The organism is Polymorphospora rubra (assembly GCF_018324255.1).
In the GTDB taxonomy this organism is placed as follows: Bacteria; Actinomycetota; Actinomycetes; order Mycobacteriales; family Micromonosporaceae; genus Polymorphospora; species Polymorphospora rubra.
Genome location: NZ_AP023359.1, coordinates 4087269 through 4107525, shown reverse-complemented (window position 1 = coordinate 4107525; position 20257 = coordinate 4087269). Strand labels below are relative to the sequence as shown.

The window sequence follows — 20257 nt, the reverse complement described above, 5'->3', positions numbered from 1 at the left end:
GGTTGTCTAGTCTCGCACGTGGATAGCCCGCTGCGTCCGGACCACCACGCCCCGCGCAGCACCGCCGTCGGCCGGCCGGGGGTCAGAACCGGGCCGGTTCGCGGTAGACGCCCCACTCGTCGCGCAGGGCGTCGCAGATCTCGCCGAGAGTGGCCTCGGCGCGTACCGCGTCGAGCATCGCCGGGATCATGTTCTCGCCGCCGCGGGCCGCCGCGAGCATCCGGCTGACGGCCTCCTCGACGGCGGCGTCGTCCCGGCCGGCCTTGCGGTCGGCGAGCAGCCGCTTCTGCTCGACCTCGACCTCGTGCGAGATGCGCAGGATCTCCAGGTCCTTGGCGATCGTGGCGGTGTGGCAGTTGACCCCGACGATCTTCTTGTCACCCTTCTCGAGCGCCTGCTGGTAGGTGAAGGCGGAGTCCGCGATGTGGCTGGTGAACCAGCCGTCCTCGATGCCGCGCAGGATGCCGGCGGTCATCGGGCCGATCGGGTGCTCGCCCTTGCCGCCCAGTTCGCGGATCCGCGCGAAGATCGCCTCGGCCTCCGCCTCGATCGAGTCGGTGAGCGCCTCGACGTACCAGGAACCGCCGAGCGGGTCGGCGACGTTGGTCACGCCGATCTCCTCCATCAGCACCTGCTGGGTACGCAGCGCGATCTCGGCGGACTCGTCGGTGGGCAGCGCGAGGGTCTCGTCGAGCGCGTTGGTGTGCAGCGAGTTGGTGCCCCCCAGGATGGCCGCGAGCGCCTCCACCGCGGTGCGTACGACGTTGTTGACCGGCTGCTGCGCGGTCAGCGACACGCCCGCGGTCTGGGTGTGGAACCGCAGCCAGAGTGCCTTCTCGCTGGTGGCGCCGTATTCGTCGCGCAGCCAGCGGGCCCAGATCCGGCGGGCGGCCCGGAACTTGGCGATCTCCTCGAAGAAGTCGACGTGGGAGTCGAAGAAGAAGCTCAGCCCAGGCGCGAAGGTGTTGACGTCGAGGCCCCGGGAGAGGCCGAGTTCGACGTACCCGAAGCCGTCGGCCAGGGTGTACGCCAGCTCCTGCGCGGCCGTCGCGCCGGCCTCCCGGATGTGGTAGCCGGAGACGGACAGCGGCTTGTAGCGGGGAATCTCGGCCGCGCAGTACTCCATCAGGTCGCCGATGAGCCGCAGGTGCGGTTCGGGGGCGAAGAGCCACTCCTTCTGGGCGATGTACTCCTTGAAGATGTCGGTCTGGAGCGTGCCGTCCAACGTGGACAGATCGGCGCCCTGCCGTTCGGCGGCGACCAGGTACATGCAGAAGACCGGGACGGCCGGTCCGGAGATCGTCATCGAGGTGGTGACGGCGGCCAGGTCGATGCCGTCGAACAGCACCTCCATGTCGGCGGCCGAGTCGACCGCGACCCCGCAGTGGCCGACCTCGCCGAGCGACTGCGGGTCGTCGGAGTCGCGCCCCATCAGGGTCGGCATGTCGAAGGCGACGGAGAGTCCGCCGCCGCCGGCGCCGAGGATCATCTTGTAGCGCTCGTTGGTCTGCCGGGCGTTGCCGAAGCCGGCGAACTGCCGGATGGTCCAGGTCCGTCCGCGGTAGCCGGTGGGGTGCAGGCCCCGGGTGTACGGGTACTCGCCCGGCCAGCCGATGCGTTCGAAGCCGGGCACGTCGGTGCCGGGCGGCGGGCCGTACACCGGCTCGACCGGCGTGCCGGACAGCGTGGTGAAGTCGGCGTCCCGCTTGCGGGCGGCGTCGTAACGGGCCTGCCAGCGGGCGCGTCCGGCGGCGATCTCGTGGGCGTCCATCCGGGGGGCTCCTCCTTGAGTCCTCGACCTGGGCTCGAGTGTAGGCGCTATCCCTGAACGATCGCTAAGCCTCCGTGGAGCCGGGGTCAGCGCCGGACCGTCTCGGCCCGGCCGTCGACCAGGTGGAGTTCCGCGTCGCAGCTCGCCGCCGCTTCCGGGTCGTGGGTCGCGAAGACCACGGCCGCACCCCGCCGCGCCTCCTCCTGCAGCAGGTCGAGGACCCGCCGCCGGTTCGCCGCGTCGAGTTCACTGGTCACCTCGTCGGCCAGCAGCACGTCACCGTGCAGCGCCAGTCCGCGGGCGATCGCGGTCCGCTGCTGCTGCCCGCCGGACAACTCCTCGACGAGCTGATTGGCCTGGCCGGCAAGACCGAGCCGGTCGAGCGCCGTCGTGGTGCGCCGGCCGGCCTCGTCGGCCGCCACACCGCCGGCGAGCAGCGCGACCCGTACGTTCTCGGCGGCGGTGAGGATCGCGGCCAGGGCGTTGTCCTGTGGCACCAGCACGATCTTCTCGGCCACCGCGTGGTCCAGGTCGCGCAGCGGGTGCCCCGCGACGCTCACCTCACCGGCGACCGGCCGCAGCAGGCCGGCCAGCGTCCACAGCAGTGTCGTCTTGCCCGCCCCGGACGGGCCGGTCACAGCCAGCACCCGCCCGGGTACGGCCATCGCCGACACCTCCCGCAGCACCGGCTCGCCGCCGTACCCGACCGTGACCCGGTTGGCCACCACCGTCCTGCTCACCGTTGATCCTCCCGGCCCAACCCAGCCCCGGCGTGCGGTACCGCCTCGCTCGGGGTCAGCAACACGGTCCCGTCCGGCTGGACGGAGACCCGCAGCAGGGTGCCCGGCGCCATCACGTCGAGCACCTCCGTCGGCAGGTGCACCGACCCGTCCCGGCCGATCACCGAATAGTCGACGCCACTGCGTCCCTCGGCACCGACCCGCCCGTCGCGGATCGTCACCGTACGGTTCATCCGGGCCCCGATCTCCGGATCGTGGGTCACCACCACGACCGTCGTACCGGCCGCCCGCACCGCCTCGACCGCGGCCAGCACCTCGTCGCGGGCGCCGATGTCGAGTTGGCTGGTCGGCTCGTCGGCCAGCAGCAGGCCCGGATTGTTGGCCAGCGCGACCGCGAGCGCGGCCCGCTGGCGTTCGCCGGGGGTCAGCTCCCCCGGTGTCCGTCTCAGCCGGTCCGGATCGGCCAGGCCGACCAGGGTCAGGATCTCGCGCGGCGGGGGCAGTTCGGCGCGGGCGACCGCGCCGTTGCGGGCGAACCGCACGTTCTGCTCCACCGACAGGTACGGCAGCAGGTTGCGGGCGGCGCCCTGGAGCATCACCCCGACGTCGGTCGACCGCATCGCCTGCAACTCGGCGGCGGTGGCCTTGGCCAGGTCGTGCTCGCCGACGAAGAGTCGACCCGCCGACGGGCTGAGCAGGCCGGCCATCAGCGACAGCAGGGTGGACTTGCCGGCACCGGACGGCCCGACCAGCGCCACCGACTGGCCGGCCTCGATGTCGAGGTCGACGCCGGCCAGCGCGACGACGTCGTAGCCCTCCAGCCGGTAGATGAAGACCAGCCCCCGGCAGGTCACGCCGATCGGATTCACCGGACCTCCTCCCGCAGCAGCCGGGGATCGGCCCGGTCCGCCGTACGCAGCGCGCTCGCGGCGGCCAACAGCAGGGCGACGAGCAGCGCCGCGACCGCCGCCGGTATCCACACCGCCCCGACGCGGTAGACCGGTTCGAGCGCGTCGGGGCCGACCTCGGCCAGCGGGATCGCCGGCAGCAGCAGTGCGGCACCGCCCAGGCCGGCGACCAGCCCGACCACCAGCGGTACGGCGACGACCACGGCGTACTCGCGGCGCAACGCCCGGCGCAGCGCCGGCCGGGACACCCCGACGAGCCGCAGCGCGGCCATCTCCCGCAGCCGGGCGCGGGCACCGACCCGGACGTTCAGCAGCAGTACGCCGATCCCGAGCAGCGCGGCGACGACCCCGGCCAGCAGGTAGAGCCGCAGGGCAAGGGCGGGGGCCAGCCGGCCGAGTTCCTCGTGCCGCTGCTCGGCGAAGCGCGTACCGGTCACCCGGACGCCGGCGTCGGCGAGCGCGGCGACCAACTCCGGGCCGGCGTCAGCGGTGGTCCACACCTGGTATTCCCAGCCTCTGAGGTCACCCAGGCCGTCACGTTCGACCTGGCGCAGCACGGTCGAAAGGTCGAGCATCAGCGCCGGCCGCCCGGCACCCGGCAGCGCCAGCGAGCGGTCGACGACCCGCATCCTGGTGATCTCGTCGCCGAAGGTCAGGAAGCTGAACTCCGGCGCGGCCCCGTCCGCCGACAGCGGCGGACCGGCGACGACCGCCGGGGCGGCCGCCGGATCGTCGGCGTACTCGGCGACCAGGTCGGCCGACGAACTGGTACCGGTCAGCCGCAGCCCGCCGGCCTCCGGCCGTACGGTCAACTGCAGCCCGGTGGGCAGTTCGGCCGGGGCGCGCCAGGCTCCGTCGCTGGTCAGGCCGGCGTCGAGCGGCCGGCCACCTTCGCGCAGCGCGGCCACCGTCAGGTCCACCGTGGACTCGGTGGAGTCGGTCGGGTAGCGCCGCACCGACACCCCGAGCAGCCGGCAGCCGTCGGCACAGCCGTCGAGCCGCCCCTGGTAGGTGTGCCGGCCGGGACGCACCGGGCCGAGGGTGACCACCTGCGGCTCGGTGTCGCGGGCGACCAGCAGCACGAGCCTCATCGGCTCGGTCTGGGTGAGCTGACCGACGTCGACGTCCGCCTCGATCTCCGGGCCACGTACCAGGATCGGGGCGGGGCCGTCCGTCCCGGCCGGGGCCAGCAGCTCGCCGACCGCGGCCGTCTGGGCGGCGTCGAGGCCCGGCCAGCCCGCGACCGCGCCGAGCCGGGGCGCGTCGACGGTCGCGATCCGCAGGTTCTCGTCGGCGTACCGCTGGCTGCTCCACGCCACCGCCATCGCCCGCCGCCCGTCGGGGTCGGCGGCGCGTACGGCGGCCAGCAGGGCGGCCGGGTCGGCGGCGGTGACGGTGTGCACGACCGGCGCCCCGACCTCGGCGCGGGCAGCGATCATCCGGTTGATCGATGCGACGTCCCAGATGGTGACCGCGAAGGTGAGCAGCGCGACGGCGACGGTCATCAGCACCACGACCCGCGCCGTCGCGGGCCGGCGGGCGAGCTGGGCGGTGGCCAGCAGCAGTGACACGTCGCCGCGCTGGGCCGCCGTACGTCCGCGCAGCCGGGCCCAGCCGGTGAGCAGCCGGGCGGCGACCAGCCCGGCGACCACCGCCAGCAGCGCCGGCGCGAGATAGGCCAGTGGCGAGGTGCGGTCACCGCCGGCGAGGACCTGGAAGAGCCCGACGAGCGCGAGGGCGCCGACCGCGCTCTCCACGACGACCGCCCGCCACGGCGCCCGCGGCGGAATCCGGCGCAGCAGCGACAGCACGCTGGCCCGCACCGTGCGACGGGTGGCGAGCGCCGCGGCGACACCCGCCCCGGCGAACGCGGCCGCCGCGGCCAGCAACACCGGCGCGCGGAGTTCGACGTGTCCGCCGTCGGCGAGGAAGGCCCGCGCGCCGGCCTCGGTCAGGCCGAGGCCCAGGGCGACGCCGAGCGGGGTGGCCAACGCGATGAGCAGCATCGGTTCGGCGACGGCGAAGAACGCGACCTGTCCCAGCCGCAGCCCGCGCAGCTTGCCGAGCGCGATCTCCGGTCCGCGTTCCTCGGTCAGCGCGGCGACCACCAGGAAGAGCACGAACCAGCAGAGCAGCACCAGCGGTACGGCGATCAGCGGCACGCTGCCCGCCAGTACGGCCTGGTGTTCGGCGGCCTCGTCGAGCGACGCCGGCAGTCCGGACAGGACCTCACCGGTGGTGACGTCGCGGCTCAGCTTGCCGAGGTCGGCCCGGACCACCGGCACCTGGTCCAGCCGCAGCCCGGCGGCGTCGCGCAGGTGGTATTCGACCGCGAACCGCGGTTCCGGCGTGGCGGGAACGCCGAGCAGGTCGGACTCGACGCCGACGAAGATCGTGTCGGCGGTGTAGTTGTCGTTTTCATCGAATCGACCACCGTCGAGATACAGCGTGCTGCCCCAGTACGCGGCCTGCTCGTCGGCGAGCTGGTAGAGGCCGGTGATGGTGAACGGGATCGTGGGCCGCGCGCCGGCGTCGACGAAGCCGGGCAACCCGGGCGGCAGGATGTCGATCCGCTGGCCGACCTGCCAGCCGGTCTCGGCCACCGACCGGGCGCTCACCAGCACCTCGCCCCGCTGTCGCGGGCAGCCGCCAACGGTCAGCACAAGGTGGTCGCAGACGCCGGTGCGGAAGACCACGTCCGCGGTCGTCCGGTAGCGGGCCGGGGTGATCTGGGACTCCCCCTGCCACCACACCGCCCCGATCGGCGGGGCGAGAAACCCGGCGACGGTGGTGCCGGGCAGCGCCGCGTCCATCGACGCCTGGACGGCCGCGAGGTCGGGGACGGTCGGCCCGACCCGTCCGCCGACGGTGACACCGACGGTGGCCGGCCGGGTGGCGGAGACCGTGTCGGTAAGCACCGACTGCTGGGCCGCCCGGGTGTAGGCGGGGATGACCACCGCGGCCGCGGTGGCGATCGTGGCGAGCAGTACGACGATCAGTGAGCGGGAACGGCGGTGCCGGATCCCCCGTAACGTGACGGACAGGTTGTGCACCCGACGCGCTCCAGAAGTGAAGATGGTTCAGATCTTGCGGCGCACCCTAACCCGACGACGCAGGCGCCGTCAGCCCCGTTCGAGCCCGATCAGAAGCTCCTCGGCGGCCGCGTACGGGTCGACGGCGCCGTCGGCCACCCGGGCCGCGAGCGCACCGAGGGTCGTACCCGAACGAAGTGACCCGATCCGGGCGCGCAGTGTGCCGAGCGCGATCGCCTCGACCTCGGCGGCGGCCCGCGCCTCCCGCCGGCGGCGCAGTTCACCGTGCTCGACCAGCCAGTTCCGGTGCTTCTCCAGGGCGGCGACGATGTCGTCGATCCCCTCGGCCCGCGAAGCCACCGCGCGGACGACCTGGGGCCGCCACTCGCCGGGTCCGCGCTCGCCCAGCGCGATCATGCCCTGGATGTCACGGTGGGTGGCGTCGGCGCCGTCCCGGTCGGCCTTGTTGACCACGAAGACGTCGGCGATCTCCAGGATGCCGGCCTTGACCGCCTGGATCGCGTCGCCCATGCCCGGGGCGAGCAGCACCAGGGTCGTGTCGGCCAGCGAGGCCACCTCGACCTCGGCCTGCCCGACACCGACGGTCTCCACCAGGACGACGTCGCAGCCGGCCCCCTCGAGCACCCGGACCGCCTGCGGGGTGGTCGCCGCGAGCCCGCCGAGATGCCCCCGGCTCGACATCGACCGGATGTAGACACCGGGGTCGGTCGCGTGGTCCTGCATACGGACCCGGTCGCCGAGGATCGCGCCGCCGGTGAACGGGCTGGACGGGTCGACGGCGAGGACACCGACCCGGTGCCCCTGGGCACGCAGGGCCCGGACCAGTTCGTTGGTGGTGGTGGACTTGCCCACGCCGGGTGCGCCGGTGAGGCCGATGACCTGGGCCTGACCGGTGTGCGGAGCGAGCGCCGCCGCGACCTGCGGCAGCAGCGGGTCGCCCGACTCGACCAGGGTGATCAGCCGGGCCACCGCCCGCGCGTCGCCCTCGCGGGCCCGCCCGACCAGCAGCGGTACGTCCCGACTACGCCGTACGGTCGGCCGACCGATTCCCTCGCTCCGCTCGGTCATGCGGCACCTCGCTCCGCTCGGCGACCGCACGACATTAGCCAGAGCCGACCGATTCCCTCGCTGCGCTCGGTCATGCGACACCTCGCTGCGCTCGGCGACCGCACGACTGAGGACTGAGCCAGCCGATTCCCTCGCTGCGCTCGGTCATGCGGCACCTCGCTCCGCTCGGCGACCGCACGACATTTGCCAGAGCCGACCGATTCCCTCGCTCCGCTCGGTCATGCCTTCGGGACGCGGATGATCAGGGCGTCGCCCTGACCGCCGCCGCCGCACAGGGCCGCCGCGCCGGTGCCGCCACCGCGCCGCTTGAGTTCCATGGCGAGGCTGAGCACCAGTCGGGCCCCGGACATCCCGATCGGGTGGCCGAGTGCGATCGCGCCACCGTTGACGTTGACGACGTCCGGGCTGATTCCCAGGTCACGGGTCGACTGGATACCGACCTGCGCGAACGCCTCGTTGATCTCGATCAGGTCGAGGTCCTCGATGCCGAGGCCGGCCTTGCTGAGCGCCTGCCTGATGGCGTTCGACGGCTGGGAGTGCAGGGAGTTGTCCGGGCCGGCGACGTTGCCGTGCGCGCCGATCTCGGCGAGCCAGGGCAGGCCGAGCTGCTGGGCCCGGGTCCGGCTCATCACGACCACGGCGGCGGCACCGTCGGAGATCGGCGAGGAGCTGCCGGCGGTGATGGTGCCGTCCTTGGTGAAGGCCGGACGCAACCGGGCCAGCGACTCGACCGTGGTGTCGGGGCGGATGCCCTCGTCCTCGGTGACCAGCACCGGGTCGCCCTTGCGCTGCGGCACCTCGACCGGAACGATCTCGTCGGCGAAGTGGCCGTTCTTCTGCGCGGCGGCCGCCCGCTGATGGCTGGTGGCGGCGAAGGCGTCCTGCTCGGCGCGGGTGATGGCGTGGCGGACCCCGTGCCGCTCGGTGGACTCGCCCATCGCGCAGCAGTCCCAGGCATCGGTCAGCCCGTCGAGCGCCATGTGGTCCTTGATCACGACGTCGCCGTACTTGTAGCCCTGCCGCTGGCCGATCAGCAGGTGCGGGGCGTTGGTCATCGACTCCATGCCACCGGCCACCACGATGTCGAACTCGCCGGCCCGGATCAGCTGGTCGGCCAGGGCGATCGCGTCGAGCCCGGAAAGGCAGACCTTGTTGACGGTCAGGGCCGGTACGGACAGCGGGATGCCCGCCTCGACGGCCGCCTGGCGGGCCGGGATCTGGCCGGCGCCGGCCTGCAGGACCTGCCCCATGATGACGTATTCGACCTGGTCAGGGGCGACACCGGAACGCTCCAGGGCGGCCCTGATGGCGATCCCGCCGAGTTTGGTGGCCGGAAAGTCCTTGAGGTTGCCGAGCAGCCGTCCCATCGGGGTACGTGCGCCACCAACGATCACCGAAGCCATGCCGACCGCCTCCCGAGGAGAACCCGCGCGTGAACCTTAACGATAGTTCGGTCAGACTAACGCCATGGCCGACCACTCCCCCGCCGAGCCCACTGCGGACTTTGTCACAGGTATCGGGCTGCTACGCATCGATCATGTCGGGATCGCCGTCGCCGACCTCGACGCCGCCATCGGGTTCTACGAGCGTGTCTTCGGGATGCGCTGCGCGCACCGCGAGGTCAACGAGGAACAGGGCGTAAGCGAGGCGATGATGGCCGTCGGCCCGTCGCCCGACGGCGGATTCGTGCAGCTCCTCGCGCCGCTGTCGGAGTCGTCGACGATCGCGAAGTTCCTCGACCGCAACGGGCCGGGCGTGCAGCAGGTGGCCTACACGGTCAGCGACGTGGACGCCGCCGGCGCGGCACTGCGTGAGCGCGGTGTGCGTCTGCTCTACGACGCCCCGCGCCGGGGTACGGCGGGGTCGCGGATCAACTTCGTGCACCCGAAGGACGCCGGCGGCGTACTGATCGAACTCGTCGAACCCGCCACCCCCTGACTCCCGCGATCTTGCAGTTTTCTCCCCCTTCTGTCGCGTTTGTCGGGCGACAAGTGCAAGATCGCGGGGATGTCGGCGCGGAAGCGTCGGGGTGGGGCGTCGGGTCAGGCGGGGACGGTGTCGTAGGAGGCGATCAGCTCCTGCGGGAGCTGGGTCAGGTCGGTCGCGCGCAGGAAGTCGCCGAGGGTCGTACCGGTGCACTGCGAGTCGACGTTGGCCGCGCCCACCCGCTCCTCGACGTCACGCCGGTTGACGGCGCGGAAGTCGATCGAGAACCGGGTCTTGCCCGACGTGTTGGGCACCGTGGTGTGCAACTGGGCACCGGAGAAGATCAGGATGCCGCCGGGCGGGGTGATGACCCGGATGTCCGGCTCGCGCCGGATCTCCTCCTCGGCCTCCGGCTGCCTGCGGGTCTCCATGTCGATCTGCTGCGCCGCCGCGGTACGCCCGTGGGCCACCCACTCGCCGTAGTTGTAGTCCCGCGAGGAGTTGCGCACCCCGTCGGCGAAGTACGGCGGGTGGAAGGCCATCACGTTGGCCTCCTCGACGTCGTACACCGGCATCCAGAAGTTGATCTGCGACATCGGGGCGGAGAACCAGGTGTCGCGGTGCGACTCGAACTGCAGCGTCAGCCCGGCGTTGAGGTATTCACTGGTCATGGTGCGCAGCCGGGGCACGTCGAAGTAGGTCTGGGCCAGGTCCGCGCCGAGGTCGGCGAGCATCCCGGCCACCAGTTCCTTGCTGCGCGGGTGGTTGATGAAGGCGGGCTTGAGGCCGGCGAGCACGTCGACGTAGGCGCGGCCGGCCAGGTGGTGCTGGGCGTCCGGCGGGAAGTGCGGGGCGAACGCCGCTTCGGCCATCTCCCGGGCGAAGGCGACCAACTCCAGGGAGTGCCGCGTCGGCGAGTAGACGAACAGGTCCCCGCCGAACAGCTTCCGGCGGCGGTCGTCGTCGGACATCGGGGAGTCGAAGTACACCACCGTCATCGGGGCCTCCTGCCTTCATGTGTAAGCGGTGGCCACCGTATGCCGCCGTCCGGCGTCCCGGAAGGGCACTTCGGCCCCTGACCACGGGGCCTGTCGCCAATCCGACTACCTGCGCCTGCGCAGGCACCATGCCGCTGCCCTAGAGTCGGCCTCTACCGCCGGCACCTGGGAGGACCGCGATCACCGCCCCGCTTCCGTTCCGTTTCACCGCCTCGATGCCCGGGCTGAACCGGCCGGCGTCCCGGTGGCGCGACGAGATCCGCCGGATCGAGGACCTGGGCTTCAGCTCGGTGTCCGTCTCCGACCACTTCACCGGCGGCTGGGCGATGGATCCGCTGGTCGCGATGACCGTCGCCGCCGAGGTCACCAGCCACCTGCGGGTGCTCGGCATGGTCTTCTGCAACGACTTCCGCCACCCGGTGCTGCTGCACAAGTCGATGGCCAACCTCGACGTCTTCTCCGGCGGCCGGGTCGAGATCGGGCTCGGCGCCGGCTGGATGCGCGACGACCACGACGCTGCCGGCCTGCCGTTCGACCCGCCCGGCGTACGCGTCGACCGGCTGGCCGAGGCGATCGAGGTGATCACCGGCCTGTTCGGCGCGGAGCCGGTCGACTTCGCCGGCAAGCACTACCGGATCACCGATCTCGACGGGCTGCCCAAGCCGGTGCAGCGCCCGCATCCCCCGCTGCTGGTCGGCGGCGGCAGCCGTCGGGTGCTCGAACTCGCCGGGCGCACCGCGGACATCGTCGGGATCAACCCGCGGCTCGCCCCCGACGTCGACCCGCTGTCGGCGGTCGCGGAGATGAGCCCGGAGCGGATGGACCGCAAGGTCGGCTGGGCCCGGTCGGCGGCCCGCGAGGCCGGCCGCGACCCGGCCGGGCTGGAGTTCCAGTTGCGGATGTTCGACGTGCGGGTCACGCACCGCGGCGAGGAGCACCGCTCGACGTCCAGCCACGCCGCCCTGGCCTCGCCGGAGGTTCTGGCGGCCTCCCCGGCGGTGCTGCACGGCAGCGTCGACGAGTGCGTCGACCGGTTGCTGGCGATCCGCGAGCGGTACGGCATCAACTATCTGCACCTGGGCGGCAATCTCGACGCGGCGGCGCCGATCGTCGCGCGGCTGGCGGGCCGCTGACCGGACCTGCCCCGGCCGGCGGCGCATTGTCGGCGGCCACTGCCGGGCGCCGGCGCCCGCCGCGGCCCCGGGCGGTCACCCGATCGGGTCACCGCCGGCCGGTGTCCACGTCGGGCCGCGTACGACGGGAACCGTGACGGCGCGGCCGGGCAACGCGACCACCTCGCACAGTAACCAAGAGTAACGAGATCGGCACGGGCCGACGGCACCCCGAAGCGGCGGGCGGCTGACCACCACCGATTCCCTCGAAGTCCTTTCCCGACGGACCGGATGACCGTCCACACCGTCCATCCGGTCGATCCGACAGGCCGAACAACGGTACGCCGGATCATTCAGGCAATGACGTTCCCCACTCCGTTGAGATCAACAAGCATGGTCACTGTACGTTGTCGACGATCGAACGATTATCAATCGACCTCGGAATTTTCCGATACGCTTCCCACGCCGCGACCTCATGGCGGGGAAAGCACTGGCCAGCGCACTGATCAGGGCGAAAGCACGACACGCCGGGCCTACCTCGGCATTGGCGCCTTTGGCATAAGTCGACCAAGCAAGGCCGCGGCGACATGGCCGGGTCCGCTCTTGCGAAGCCCCCCGGGGGGTCTGCCAGTATGTCCCAATGCCCCAGCAGCAGCCATCCTCCCTTGCGTTCTTCGAGAACGCGACCTCGCAGCACGACTTCACCGTCGTCCTGCGTGGATACGACCGTGGGCAGGTCGACGACTTCGTCGGCCGCCTAAGCGCCGCGCTCACCCAGGCTCAGCAGGCTCAGGGCGAGGCCGAGCAGCGGATGAACGACGCGCAGCGCCGGCTCCGCCAGGCCGAGCAACGGCTCAACTCGGTCGAGCAGAAGCTCACCGACACCAACAAGCAACTCGAAGAGAACAACCGGCCAACTCTGTCCGGCCTCGGCACCCGGGTCGAGCAGATCCTGCGGCTGGCCGAGGAGCAGGCCAACGACCACCGTGGCGAGGCCAAGCGCGAGTCGGAGGGCATCCTGTCCGCCGCCCGCCTCGAGGCCCGGGAGATCACCGACAAGGCCCGCGCCGAGGCCGCCGCGATGAAGGCCACCGCCGAACGCGAGGCGGGCAGCCTGCGTACGGCCGCCGAGCGGGAGGCCGCCGAGGTGCGGGTGCAGGCCCGCCGCGAGGCCGACACCCTGCGCGCCGACGCCGACCGGGAGACCAAGCAGCTTCGTACGGTGACCGCCCACGAGGTCGCCGAACTGAAGTCGACGGTCGAGCGGGAGGTCGCCACCCTGCGCGCCACCGCGGAGCGGGAGATCACCCAGCAGCGGGCCAAGGCCGCCCGCGAGGCCGAGGAGAAGCGCGCCGAGGCGACGAAGCTGCTCACCGACGCCCGCGACAAGCGCGACAAGGACCTTCAGGCCCTGGAGTTGCAGCTCGCCGAGCGACGCGAGAAGGCCGAGCGCGAGGAGTCGGAGCGGCACGCGGCCCAGGTCGCGCAGACCCAGAAGATGGTGGCCGAGGCCGAGGAGCGGGCCCGCGCCGCCCAGGACCGGGCCAAGGAGATCGAGCAGCGGGCGGAGGCCCGCCGGATCGAGTCCGAGCGCAGCGCCGCCGAGACGGTCGAGAAGGCGAAGGCGCTGGCCGACAAGACCCTCAGCGAGGCGCGGGCGGAGTCGACCCGCCTGCTCAACGAGGCGCGTACCGAGGCCGAACTGACCACCCAGGCGGCCCGCCGCGAGGTCGAGGACCTCACCCGCCAGAAGGACGCCGTCACGGCCCAGCTCGGTCAGATGCTCTCCGGTCTGGCCGGCATCGTGCCGACGGTGCAGCCGCCGGGCGACGCCAAGACCGCTGACGCGAAAACCGACAAGGAAGACGCGACCGACCGCGTGGCGGCCAAAACGACTGGCTGATCACTGTGTGGCACCCCTCCGAGCAGGCCAACCGCCCGGGCGGGCGCCAGGCGCCAAGGGGCATGGCTGAGCGTTGACGGGCCGCGCCGGGGATTCTCCGGCGCGGCCCGTCATTGCGCAAGCCGTTGGAAATACATCACATTCGGCCATTTCAGAAGGAGTTACCTGTGCCACCCCGGGACGGTGTGTATCGCCGCACGGTTGAAGCTCGCGTGTGAGGATGGGTGCATGGCGCACGGCGGAGAACTGTTCAACCTTGGCGGAGATGTGACTACGGAGCCGAGCTTCGAATCGGCCCTGCGGGGCTACGACAAACGGCAGGTCGATCGATACGTAGTCCGCGCGGAGAACGAGATCACCACCCTCGCCGCCGAACGTGAACAGGCGTATACACAGATCCACACCCTGGCCGGCCAGGTCGAACAGCTGCAACGCGACCTGGCCACGGTCCGTAACCAGGTCGGTGTGGTCGACAAGGTGTCGTTCCGGCACCTCGGTCCGCTCGTCGAGCAGATCCTGACCCTCGCCGAGCAGCAGGCCGAGCAGCTCCAGGTCGACTCTGCCCAGGAGATCGAGGGGCGGCGGGCCGAGGCCGAGCAGGTCCTCAACGACGCGCGTACCCAGGCGGCCGACGCGATCCGCGACTTCGAACTCGCCCTCGCCGCCCGGCGGGAGGAGGAGGAACGGTCCGATGAGGCCCGTCGCCTCGAGATCGAGGCGACGATCGCGACCGCCCGTGAGGAGGCGGTACGGCTCGTCGGCGCGAACGACGAGTCGCGCGCCAAGACCGAGCGCGAGGCGCGCGAGGCCGCCGAGGAGACCGCACGGTATGTCGCCCACCAGCGCGGCGAGATCGACACGTACGTCGCGCAGCAGCGCGCCGAACTCGAGGCGCACGTCGGGCACACCCGGGCCGAGACCCACCAGTATGTCGAGCGGACCCGGGCCGAGACCGACGCCTACGTCCAGCAGGTCCGCACCCAGACCCAGCAGGAGCTGGGCATCTGGCGGGCCAGCGTGGAGCAGGAGATCGCCCAGCGGCAGGCCGTCGGTGACCAGGAACTGGCCGCCCGGCGGGCCACCGCCGAGCAGGAACTCGCACAGTGGCGGACCGCCACCGAGCAGGAGATCGCGACGATGCGGGCCGACGCCGAGCGGCACGTCGCGCAGACGCACCGGCAGGCCGAGGAGCACCTGGCCGACACGCGGCGGCAGGCGCAGGAGTACGCCTCGACCGTCACGCGGGAGGCCGAGGAGCAGGCCACCCTCGTCCGCCGCCAGTCCGAGGAGCACGCGGCGACCGCGCAACAGCACCTGGCCACCACCCAGCAGCTGCTCGCCACCACCCAGCACGAGGCGGCCGTCGCCCGGCAGCACCTCGCCGACGTGTCGATGGAGGTGGCGCAGGCTCAGCAGGCACTCGCCGACATGCGCTCCGCGACGGTGAAGACGCGCCAGGAGTCCGACCAGATGCAGCGCCGGCTGGCCGACGTCCAGCAGCAGCTGGCGACCGAGCAGCAGCGACTGCTCGACGCGCAGCACTCGGCGGGCAAGGCCGAGCGCGGCACCGTCGAGGCGCAGGCGGAACTCGACCGCGCGCAGGCCCCGGCCGACGGCTCCGCCATCTCGGACCAGACCGTCCTGCTCAAGGCGCTGACGCTCGACGACGGCGCGTCTGCCGACGGCGCCCGACCCGACGGCGCCAAGAGCGACGGGGCGAAGAGCACCGGAGCCGAGGCCACCGATCCGGCCAGGGCCGACGGGGTCGTGGCCGACGCCGAGGAGACGCAGGTCATCACGACGGCGAAGACCCGGTCCAAGGCCGGAAGCGCGGCCGCCGACAAGGCGATCGCCCAGACGGCGGCCGACGACAACGCGGCGGCGGACCGGGCCGAGGCCGAGAAGGCCGCGACCGGCCGGGACCGGAGCAACGGAACGTCCAACGGCGGCCGGGCCGCGGGGCCGGCCGAGCCGGCCGCGAACGGGGCCGGCAAGGCCGAGGCGGCGGACGCCGCCACGTCGGCCAAGGAGCCGGACGCCGAGGACACCCAGGTCATCACGGCCACGGTCGCGGCCGGCGGCGACCAGGCCAAGCCGACGACCAAGGCGACCGGTGACCCCGACACCACCCGGTCGCAGAAGGTGGCGGCCGACAAGTAGCGCCTGCTGGCCCAGGCCGGCCCGGCCGACTAATCTCCGGACCGGGGTGCCCGTCAGGTCCGACCATCCGGTCGGCGGGGCGCCCCGGTTCGACCTTTCGGCACCCTGCCGGGGCGAGACGTCGGGAGGCCCCGATGCCGGACGACAACCCGCCGGACGCGCGGCAATCCGCGATCGGCGCGACGGCCGGCGAGGCCGCTGCCCCACCGGCCCCGGCAGGTGCCGGCACCGGCGACTCCGACAGCGGGGTGAGCCGGCCGGACCACGACACTCCGACAGCCGCCGAGCCGACCGCGGTCGTGGTGAACACCGTCGAGAGCCGCTTCGGCACGCCCGGCCCGCCCCTGCGCCGCAACGCGTTCCTCGTCGGGTTCACCGGTGGTCTCGGCCTCGTGCTGGCGTACGCGACGTTCCTGGCCCTGCGCAACGCGGCGTCCATGCTGGTCCTGGTCTTCATCGCGCTGTTCCTGGCCATCGGCCTCAACCCCGCGGTCGTACGGCTGCGCAGGTGGGGTCTGCCGCACGGGCTCGCGGTCACCACGGTCGGACTGACCGTCGTACTGCTGCTCTGTGGCGGGGTCTTCGCCCTCGTGCCGCCGGTCGTCACCCAGTCCGGCCAGTTCATCGAGCAACTGCCGTCCTATGTGGAGCAGCTGCGGCGCAACGACACCGTCAACGAACTCGTCGAACGCTACGACGTGATCGAGAAGGTCCAGGCCGCCGCGAACGCGGACACCATCGGCCGGGCCCTCGGCGGTGTCTTCGGTGGCGCCCGGTTCCTCTTCGGCACCGCCTTCAACGTGTTGACCGTGCTGGTGCTGACCATCTACTTCATGGCCACCTTCGACCGGCTGAAGCGCCTGGCGTACGCGCTGGTCCCGGCCTCCCGGCGGGAGCGCGTGCAACTCATCGGCGACGAGATCCTGACCAAGGTCGGGGCGTACATGGTCGGCGCCCTGTCCATCGCCGTCCTCGCCGGCATCAGCGCGTACGTCTTCGCCACGATCGTCGGGCTGGCGTATCCGTTCGCGTTGGCCGTCGTGGTCGCCGTCTGCGACCTGATTCCGCAGATCGGCGCCACCCTCGGCGCGGTCATCGTCAGCCTGGTCGGTTTCGCCATGTCGCTGCCGGTCGGTATCGCCTGTGTCGTCTTCTTCGTGATCTACCAGCAGATCGAGAACTACCTCATCTATCCGAAGGTGATGCGCCGTTCGGTGAAGGTCAGCGATGTCGCCGCCATCGTCGCCGCGCTGCTCGGTGTCGCCCTGTTCGGCGTCATCGGCGCGCTGATCGCGATCCCGGCGGTAGCCGCGGTGCAGCTCATCCTGCGCGAGGTGGTGCTGCCCCGGCAGCAGTCCCGGTGAGGCGGTGGGGCACGAGGACCCATGACGCGGTGGTCGGTGCCGGGCCGACGCCACGCTCGTCGGTCATCTGACTTTGGCCCATAGTTCGGCCGCTCCGGGGTTGTGGGCCGTTGTCGCGGACTTGTATGGTTCAGCGCGTTTGGGCAGCACAACGTCCGCCGACAGCCACCGAGTCACATGTCGAGCGGTGCCGATCACGACCTCAGGAGAATCGTGACCAACACCGCCGCGATGCCCGCCCGGGTCACCCAACCACGGCCGGAGCGGCTGCGGCGGCATCGGGCCAAGCGACCGCCGCTGTTAGTCGTGATCGGGCTCTGCGTCGCCGTCGTGGCCGCTGCCGGCTACACCGCGTGGACCTTCTTCGCCCCCGAAGGCAACGGATCGCCGCTTGTCATCACCGAACCGGGGCGGCTGGTCGCCGACCAGACCGTCGAACGGCCGATCGAGGTCGCGGCCGACAACGTCACCATCCGTGCCGTCGTGCTGAACGCGGGCGGGTCGGCCGCCCTGCGGATCCGGCCCGGCGTACAGGGCACCGTGATCGAGGACACCGAGATCCGCTGCACCACCCGCGAGACCGACGGCATCGTGCCCGGCGGCTACACCGCGCTGCGGGTAAGCACCTACGGTTGCCGGGAGCCGTACGCACAGACCGCGGAGGCGCCCGCCGTCATCGTCGAATCCCGGCACGACGGCCAGCCGTACGGGGCGCAGGCCATGCCGCCCGTCGTCGCCGCTCCCACTCCGGGACCGTCCGGCGTGGGAGCATTCGGCCCCGCCCCCAGTGGCTCCCCCTCGCCGTCGGCCAGCCGGTCCCCCGGATCCGGGCCGGTCACCCTGCCGTCGTCGTGGCCGAACGAGCGGAACACCGGCGTGCCCGCCGGCACCCGGCTCACCAACTCCGGCTCCCTGGAGCTGAAGAAGGACGGGCAGGTCGTCTCCGGCCTGAACATCAACGGCTGCGTGGACGTACGCGCGAAGAACGTCACCATCCGCAAATCGAAGATCAACTGCACCCGCAGCACGTACTCGATCCGCACGTACGACACGACCGTCAACCTGGTCGTCGAAGACGTCGAGATCAACGGTGGCGGCCAGAACTCGGCCGCGGTCTGCTGCGGCAACTACACGCTGCGCCGGGTCAACATCCACAACGTGATCGACGGACCCCGACTCGGCTCCCGGGTCACCATCGTCGACTCCTGGATCCACGACCTGGCCCGGGCCAGCGGCTCGCACAACGACGCGTTGCAGACCACCGGTGCCAGCAACATCGTCATCCGGCACAACCGGCTGGACACCTACAAGGCGAGCACCGGCGACCCGTTCAACGCCTGCCTGATGGTCGGTTCGACGACGGGCCCGCAGGTCAGCAACCTGACCTTCGAGGACAACTACTGTAACGGCGGCAACTACTCGATCAACATCCGCGACGACACGAACGCGTCCAACATCGTCTTCCGTCGCAACGTCTTCGGCCGCGACTTCCGCTACGGCGTGGTCGCCCGGCACAACCTTCCGGGCGTCACCTGGGAAGCCAGCAACGTCTACTTCGACAACAAGCAGCCGGTCGTCACCGACTGACCGGCCCCGCCCGGCGGCTGCGGCCGGTCGCCCGGGGCGTGATCCGCAGCCCGGGGCGTGATCCGCAGCCCGGGGCGTGATCCGCAGCCCGGCCACGGTCATGCCCGGCGGGCCTCGTCCTGGTCCTGGTCAGCGCCCTGCCTTCGTCGGCGGGGCGGCCGGTGGCGCCGGACGGACCGGTCCATCGCTCGCTCCGCCGCCCGGCGGGTACACCGGGCACTCACAACTGTTCGGCTCCACAGCGAATTCGGCGTAGCCACAGCGAATTCGGGGTCTTCTTACTCATCCGTGGGTGGGTTGGGGCAGGGTGGGTGGTCGTGTCCGGCCGGGTAGGGTCGGTCGGTGTCCTCCGAGGCTGAGCAGGGCCATCGAGATGAGCGCGTCGATGTTGCGGAAGCCGTACGCCATCCGGATGATCAGGCGGATCTTGGCGTTGGTGCTTTCGACCAGGGCGTTGGACAGGCCGTGGTCCAGTGCCGCGTCGATCGCGTCGCGGTGCCGGACGATCCGTCGTGACAGGTCGACGAACGCCGGGATCCGGCAGCGTCGGGCCCAACTGATCCATCGGTCGATCGCTTCCCTGCCCGCCTGGCCCTTGACCGTGAACGCATATCGCAGGCCCTCCTTGAGTAGGTAGGCACGGTGTAGACGCGAATCGGTCCGGGCGATCCACGCCAGTTGGGCGGTCTGCTTCTGGGTTAGGTTCTCCGGGTTCTTCCACAACGCCCACCGGCAGCGTTTCAACTCCGCTGACACACCCCGCCCACCCGGCCCGCCCTTCGCCGGACCCCGGACCCGGCCCACGGCGTTGTTCCACGCCTGCCTACGCACCACGTCCAACGCGTCCACAGCCCAGGCGACCACATGGAACGGATCAGCACACCGCACCGCCTGCGGACACCGCCTGGCCACCACCCGTGCGATCCACGGCGCCCCATCAGCCGACACCAACCGCAACGCCGCACACCGCTGCGGACCCAGCAGATCGAAGAACAGGTTCAACGTCGCCTCGTGACGGCCCGGATGAACCCACAACAACCGGCCACTGTCATGGTCAACCACGACCGTCAGATACTTCTCACCCCGCCGGTACGAAATCTCATCGATCCCGATCCGGGTCAACCCCGCAAACCGATCCACCGCACCACCGGTGTCAGCCCACACCCGCGCCACGATCGCGCCGACCGTCGACCACGCCACCCGCATCAACTGCCGCACCGCCGACTTCGACGCCACCGTCGCAAGCCACGCCACCATCTCGTCAAACGCCAACGTGTGACCCGCCCCGTGCCGTGCCCACGGCACCGCCGCCACCACCACCCCATGCACCCGACACGACACCCTCGGCGCATCCGCCTCGATCACCACCCGAACCGTCCCCAGATCCGGCGCCCTCCACCGACGCCGCCCCTCACCCCGGTCATAACCCACACACCGCCGCCGACACACCCCACACCGAGACCTCGCCCCCGCATGCAACCGCACATGCGCCACCACGAACCCGCCCCCATCACCCCCCTCCTCAGACCACTCCACCCGCTCCACCACCGCCCGCTCAACCCCGAGCAACCGTTGCCATACCCTGACACCACGCATGCCGTTCCCCGATCCCTGGAACTCGACCCTCGACAAGCCGAGAACCTAGACCGGGAACGGCATGCGCCACA

Annotated in this window: 14 protein-coding genes; 6 read left to right on the top strand and 8 right to left on the bottom strand. The window is 71.6% G+C overall.

The window, feature by feature from the left end; translation table 11 throughout:
• Positions 1 to 82: 82 nt before the first annotated feature.
• From icmA to Prubr_RS18670, 6 genes are all read right to left on the bottom strand, one after another.
• Positions 83 to 1771: a coenzyme B12-dependent isobutyryl-CoA mutase large subunit gene (gene icmA / locus Prubr_RS18695; protein ID WP_212827165.1), complete on the bottom strand. Its 1689-nt coding sequence runs from the start codon at positions 1769 to 1771 to the stop codon at positions 83 to 85.
• Positions 1772 to 1857: 86 nt separating this feature from the next.
• Positions 1858 to 2511 carry an ABC transporter ATP-binding protein gene (locus Prubr_RS18690; RefSeq protein WP_281425932.1) on the bottom strand — a complete coding sequence of 218 codons (654 nt, stop codon included), beginning with the start codon at positions 2509 to 2511 and terminating at the stop codon, positions 1858 to 1860.
• Complete coding sequence (locus Prubr_RS18685; RefSeq protein ID WP_212827163.1) at positions 2508 to 3380, bottom strand: ABC transporter ATP-binding protein; 873 nt, start codon at positions 3378 to 3380, stop codon at positions 2508 to 2510. Before Prubr_RS18685 ends, Prubr_RS18690 begins: the two co-directional genes overlap by 4 nt.
• The gene (locus Prubr_RS18680) at positions 3377 to 6472 is read right to left on the bottom strand and encodes an FtsX-like permease family protein (protein WP_212827161.1); all 3096 of its coding nucleotides are present in this window, start codon (positions 6470 to 6472) and stop codon (positions 3377 to 3379) included. The genes Prubr_RS18685 and Prubr_RS18680 overlap by 4 nt, the downstream gene beginning before the upstream one ends.
• A gap of 69 nt (positions 6473 to 6541) precedes the next feature.
• Entirely contained in the window at positions 6542 to 7540 is a 999-nt protein-coding gene (gene meaB, locus Prubr_RS18675) for a methylmalonyl Co-A mutase-associated GTPase MeaB (RefSeq protein WP_212827159.1), read from the bottom strand.
• A 218-nt stretch (positions 7541 to 7758) separates the two neighbouring features.
• The gene (locus Prubr_RS18670; protein WP_212827157.1) at positions 7759 to 8943 is read right to left on the bottom strand and encodes an acetyl-CoA C-acetyltransferase; all 1185 of its coding nucleotides are present in this window, start codon (positions 8941 to 8943) and stop codon (positions 7759 to 7761) included.
• 64 nt (positions 8944 to 9007) lie between these two features.
• On the opposite strand from Prubr_RS18670, the gene mce reads away from it, so the two are divergent.
• Entirely contained in the window at positions 9008 to 9478 is a 471-nt protein-coding gene (gene mce / locus Prubr_RS18665; protein WP_212827155.1) for a methylmalonyl-CoA epimerase, read from the top strand.
• A gap of 104 nt (positions 9479 to 9582) precedes the next feature.
• On the opposite strand, the gene Prubr_RS18660 is transcribed toward mce, so the two are convergent.
• Positions 9583 to 10464 (bottom strand): phytanoyl-CoA dioxygenase family protein, encoded by an 882-nt coding sequence (locus tag Prubr_RS18660; RefSeq protein WP_212827153.1) that lies wholly within the window; start codon positions 10462 to 10464, stop codon positions 9583 to 9585.
• A gap of 179 nt (positions 10465 to 10643) precedes the next feature.
• Here Prubr_RS18660 and Prubr_RS18655 point away from each other — a divergent pair, with 179 nt between their 5' ends.
• From Prubr_RS18655 to Prubr_RS18635, 5 genes are all read left to right on the top strand, one after another.
• Positions 10644 to 11597 carry a TIGR03621 family F420-dependent LLM class oxidoreductase gene (locus Prubr_RS18655; RefSeq protein ID WP_281425948.1) on the top strand — a complete coding sequence of 318 codons (954 nt, stop codon included), beginning with the start codon at positions 10644 to 10646 and terminating at the stop codon, positions 11595 to 11597.
• A gap of 619 nt (positions 11598 to 12216) precedes the next feature.
• Entirely contained in the window at positions 12217 to 13479 is a 1263-nt protein-coding gene (locus Prubr_RS18650; RefSeq protein WP_212827149.1) for a DivIVA domain-containing protein, read from the top strand.
• A gap of 228 nt (positions 13480 to 13707) precedes the next feature.
• Entirely contained in the window at positions 13708 to 15639 is a 1932-nt protein-coding gene (locus Prubr_RS18645) for a coiled-coil domain-containing protein (RefSeq protein WP_212827147.1), read from the top strand.
• A gap of 134 nt (positions 15640 to 15773) precedes the next feature.
• Positions 15774 to 17003, top strand: coding sequence for an AI-2E family transporter (locus Prubr_RS18640; RefSeq protein WP_212827145.1), 1230 nt, complete (start codon positions 15774 to 15776; stop codon positions 17001 to 17003).
• Between the two features lie 213 nt (positions 17004 to 17216).
• Positions 17217 to 18590, top strand: coding sequence for a right-handed parallel beta-helix repeat-containing protein (locus tag Prubr_RS18635; protein WP_212827143.1), 1374 nt, complete (start codon positions 17217 to 17219; stop codon positions 18588 to 18590).
• Between the two features lie 282 nt (positions 18591 to 18872).
• Here the strand turns inward: Prubr_RS18635 and Prubr_RS18630 are convergent, their stop codons facing one another.
• The gene (locus Prubr_RS18630; protein WP_212828218.1) at positions 18873 to 20186 is read right to left on the bottom strand and encodes an ISL3 family transposase; all 1314 of its coding nucleotides are present in this window, start codon (positions 20184 to 20186) and stop codon (positions 18873 to 18875) included.
• Between the last annotated feature and the right edge of the window lie 71 nt (positions 20187 to 20257).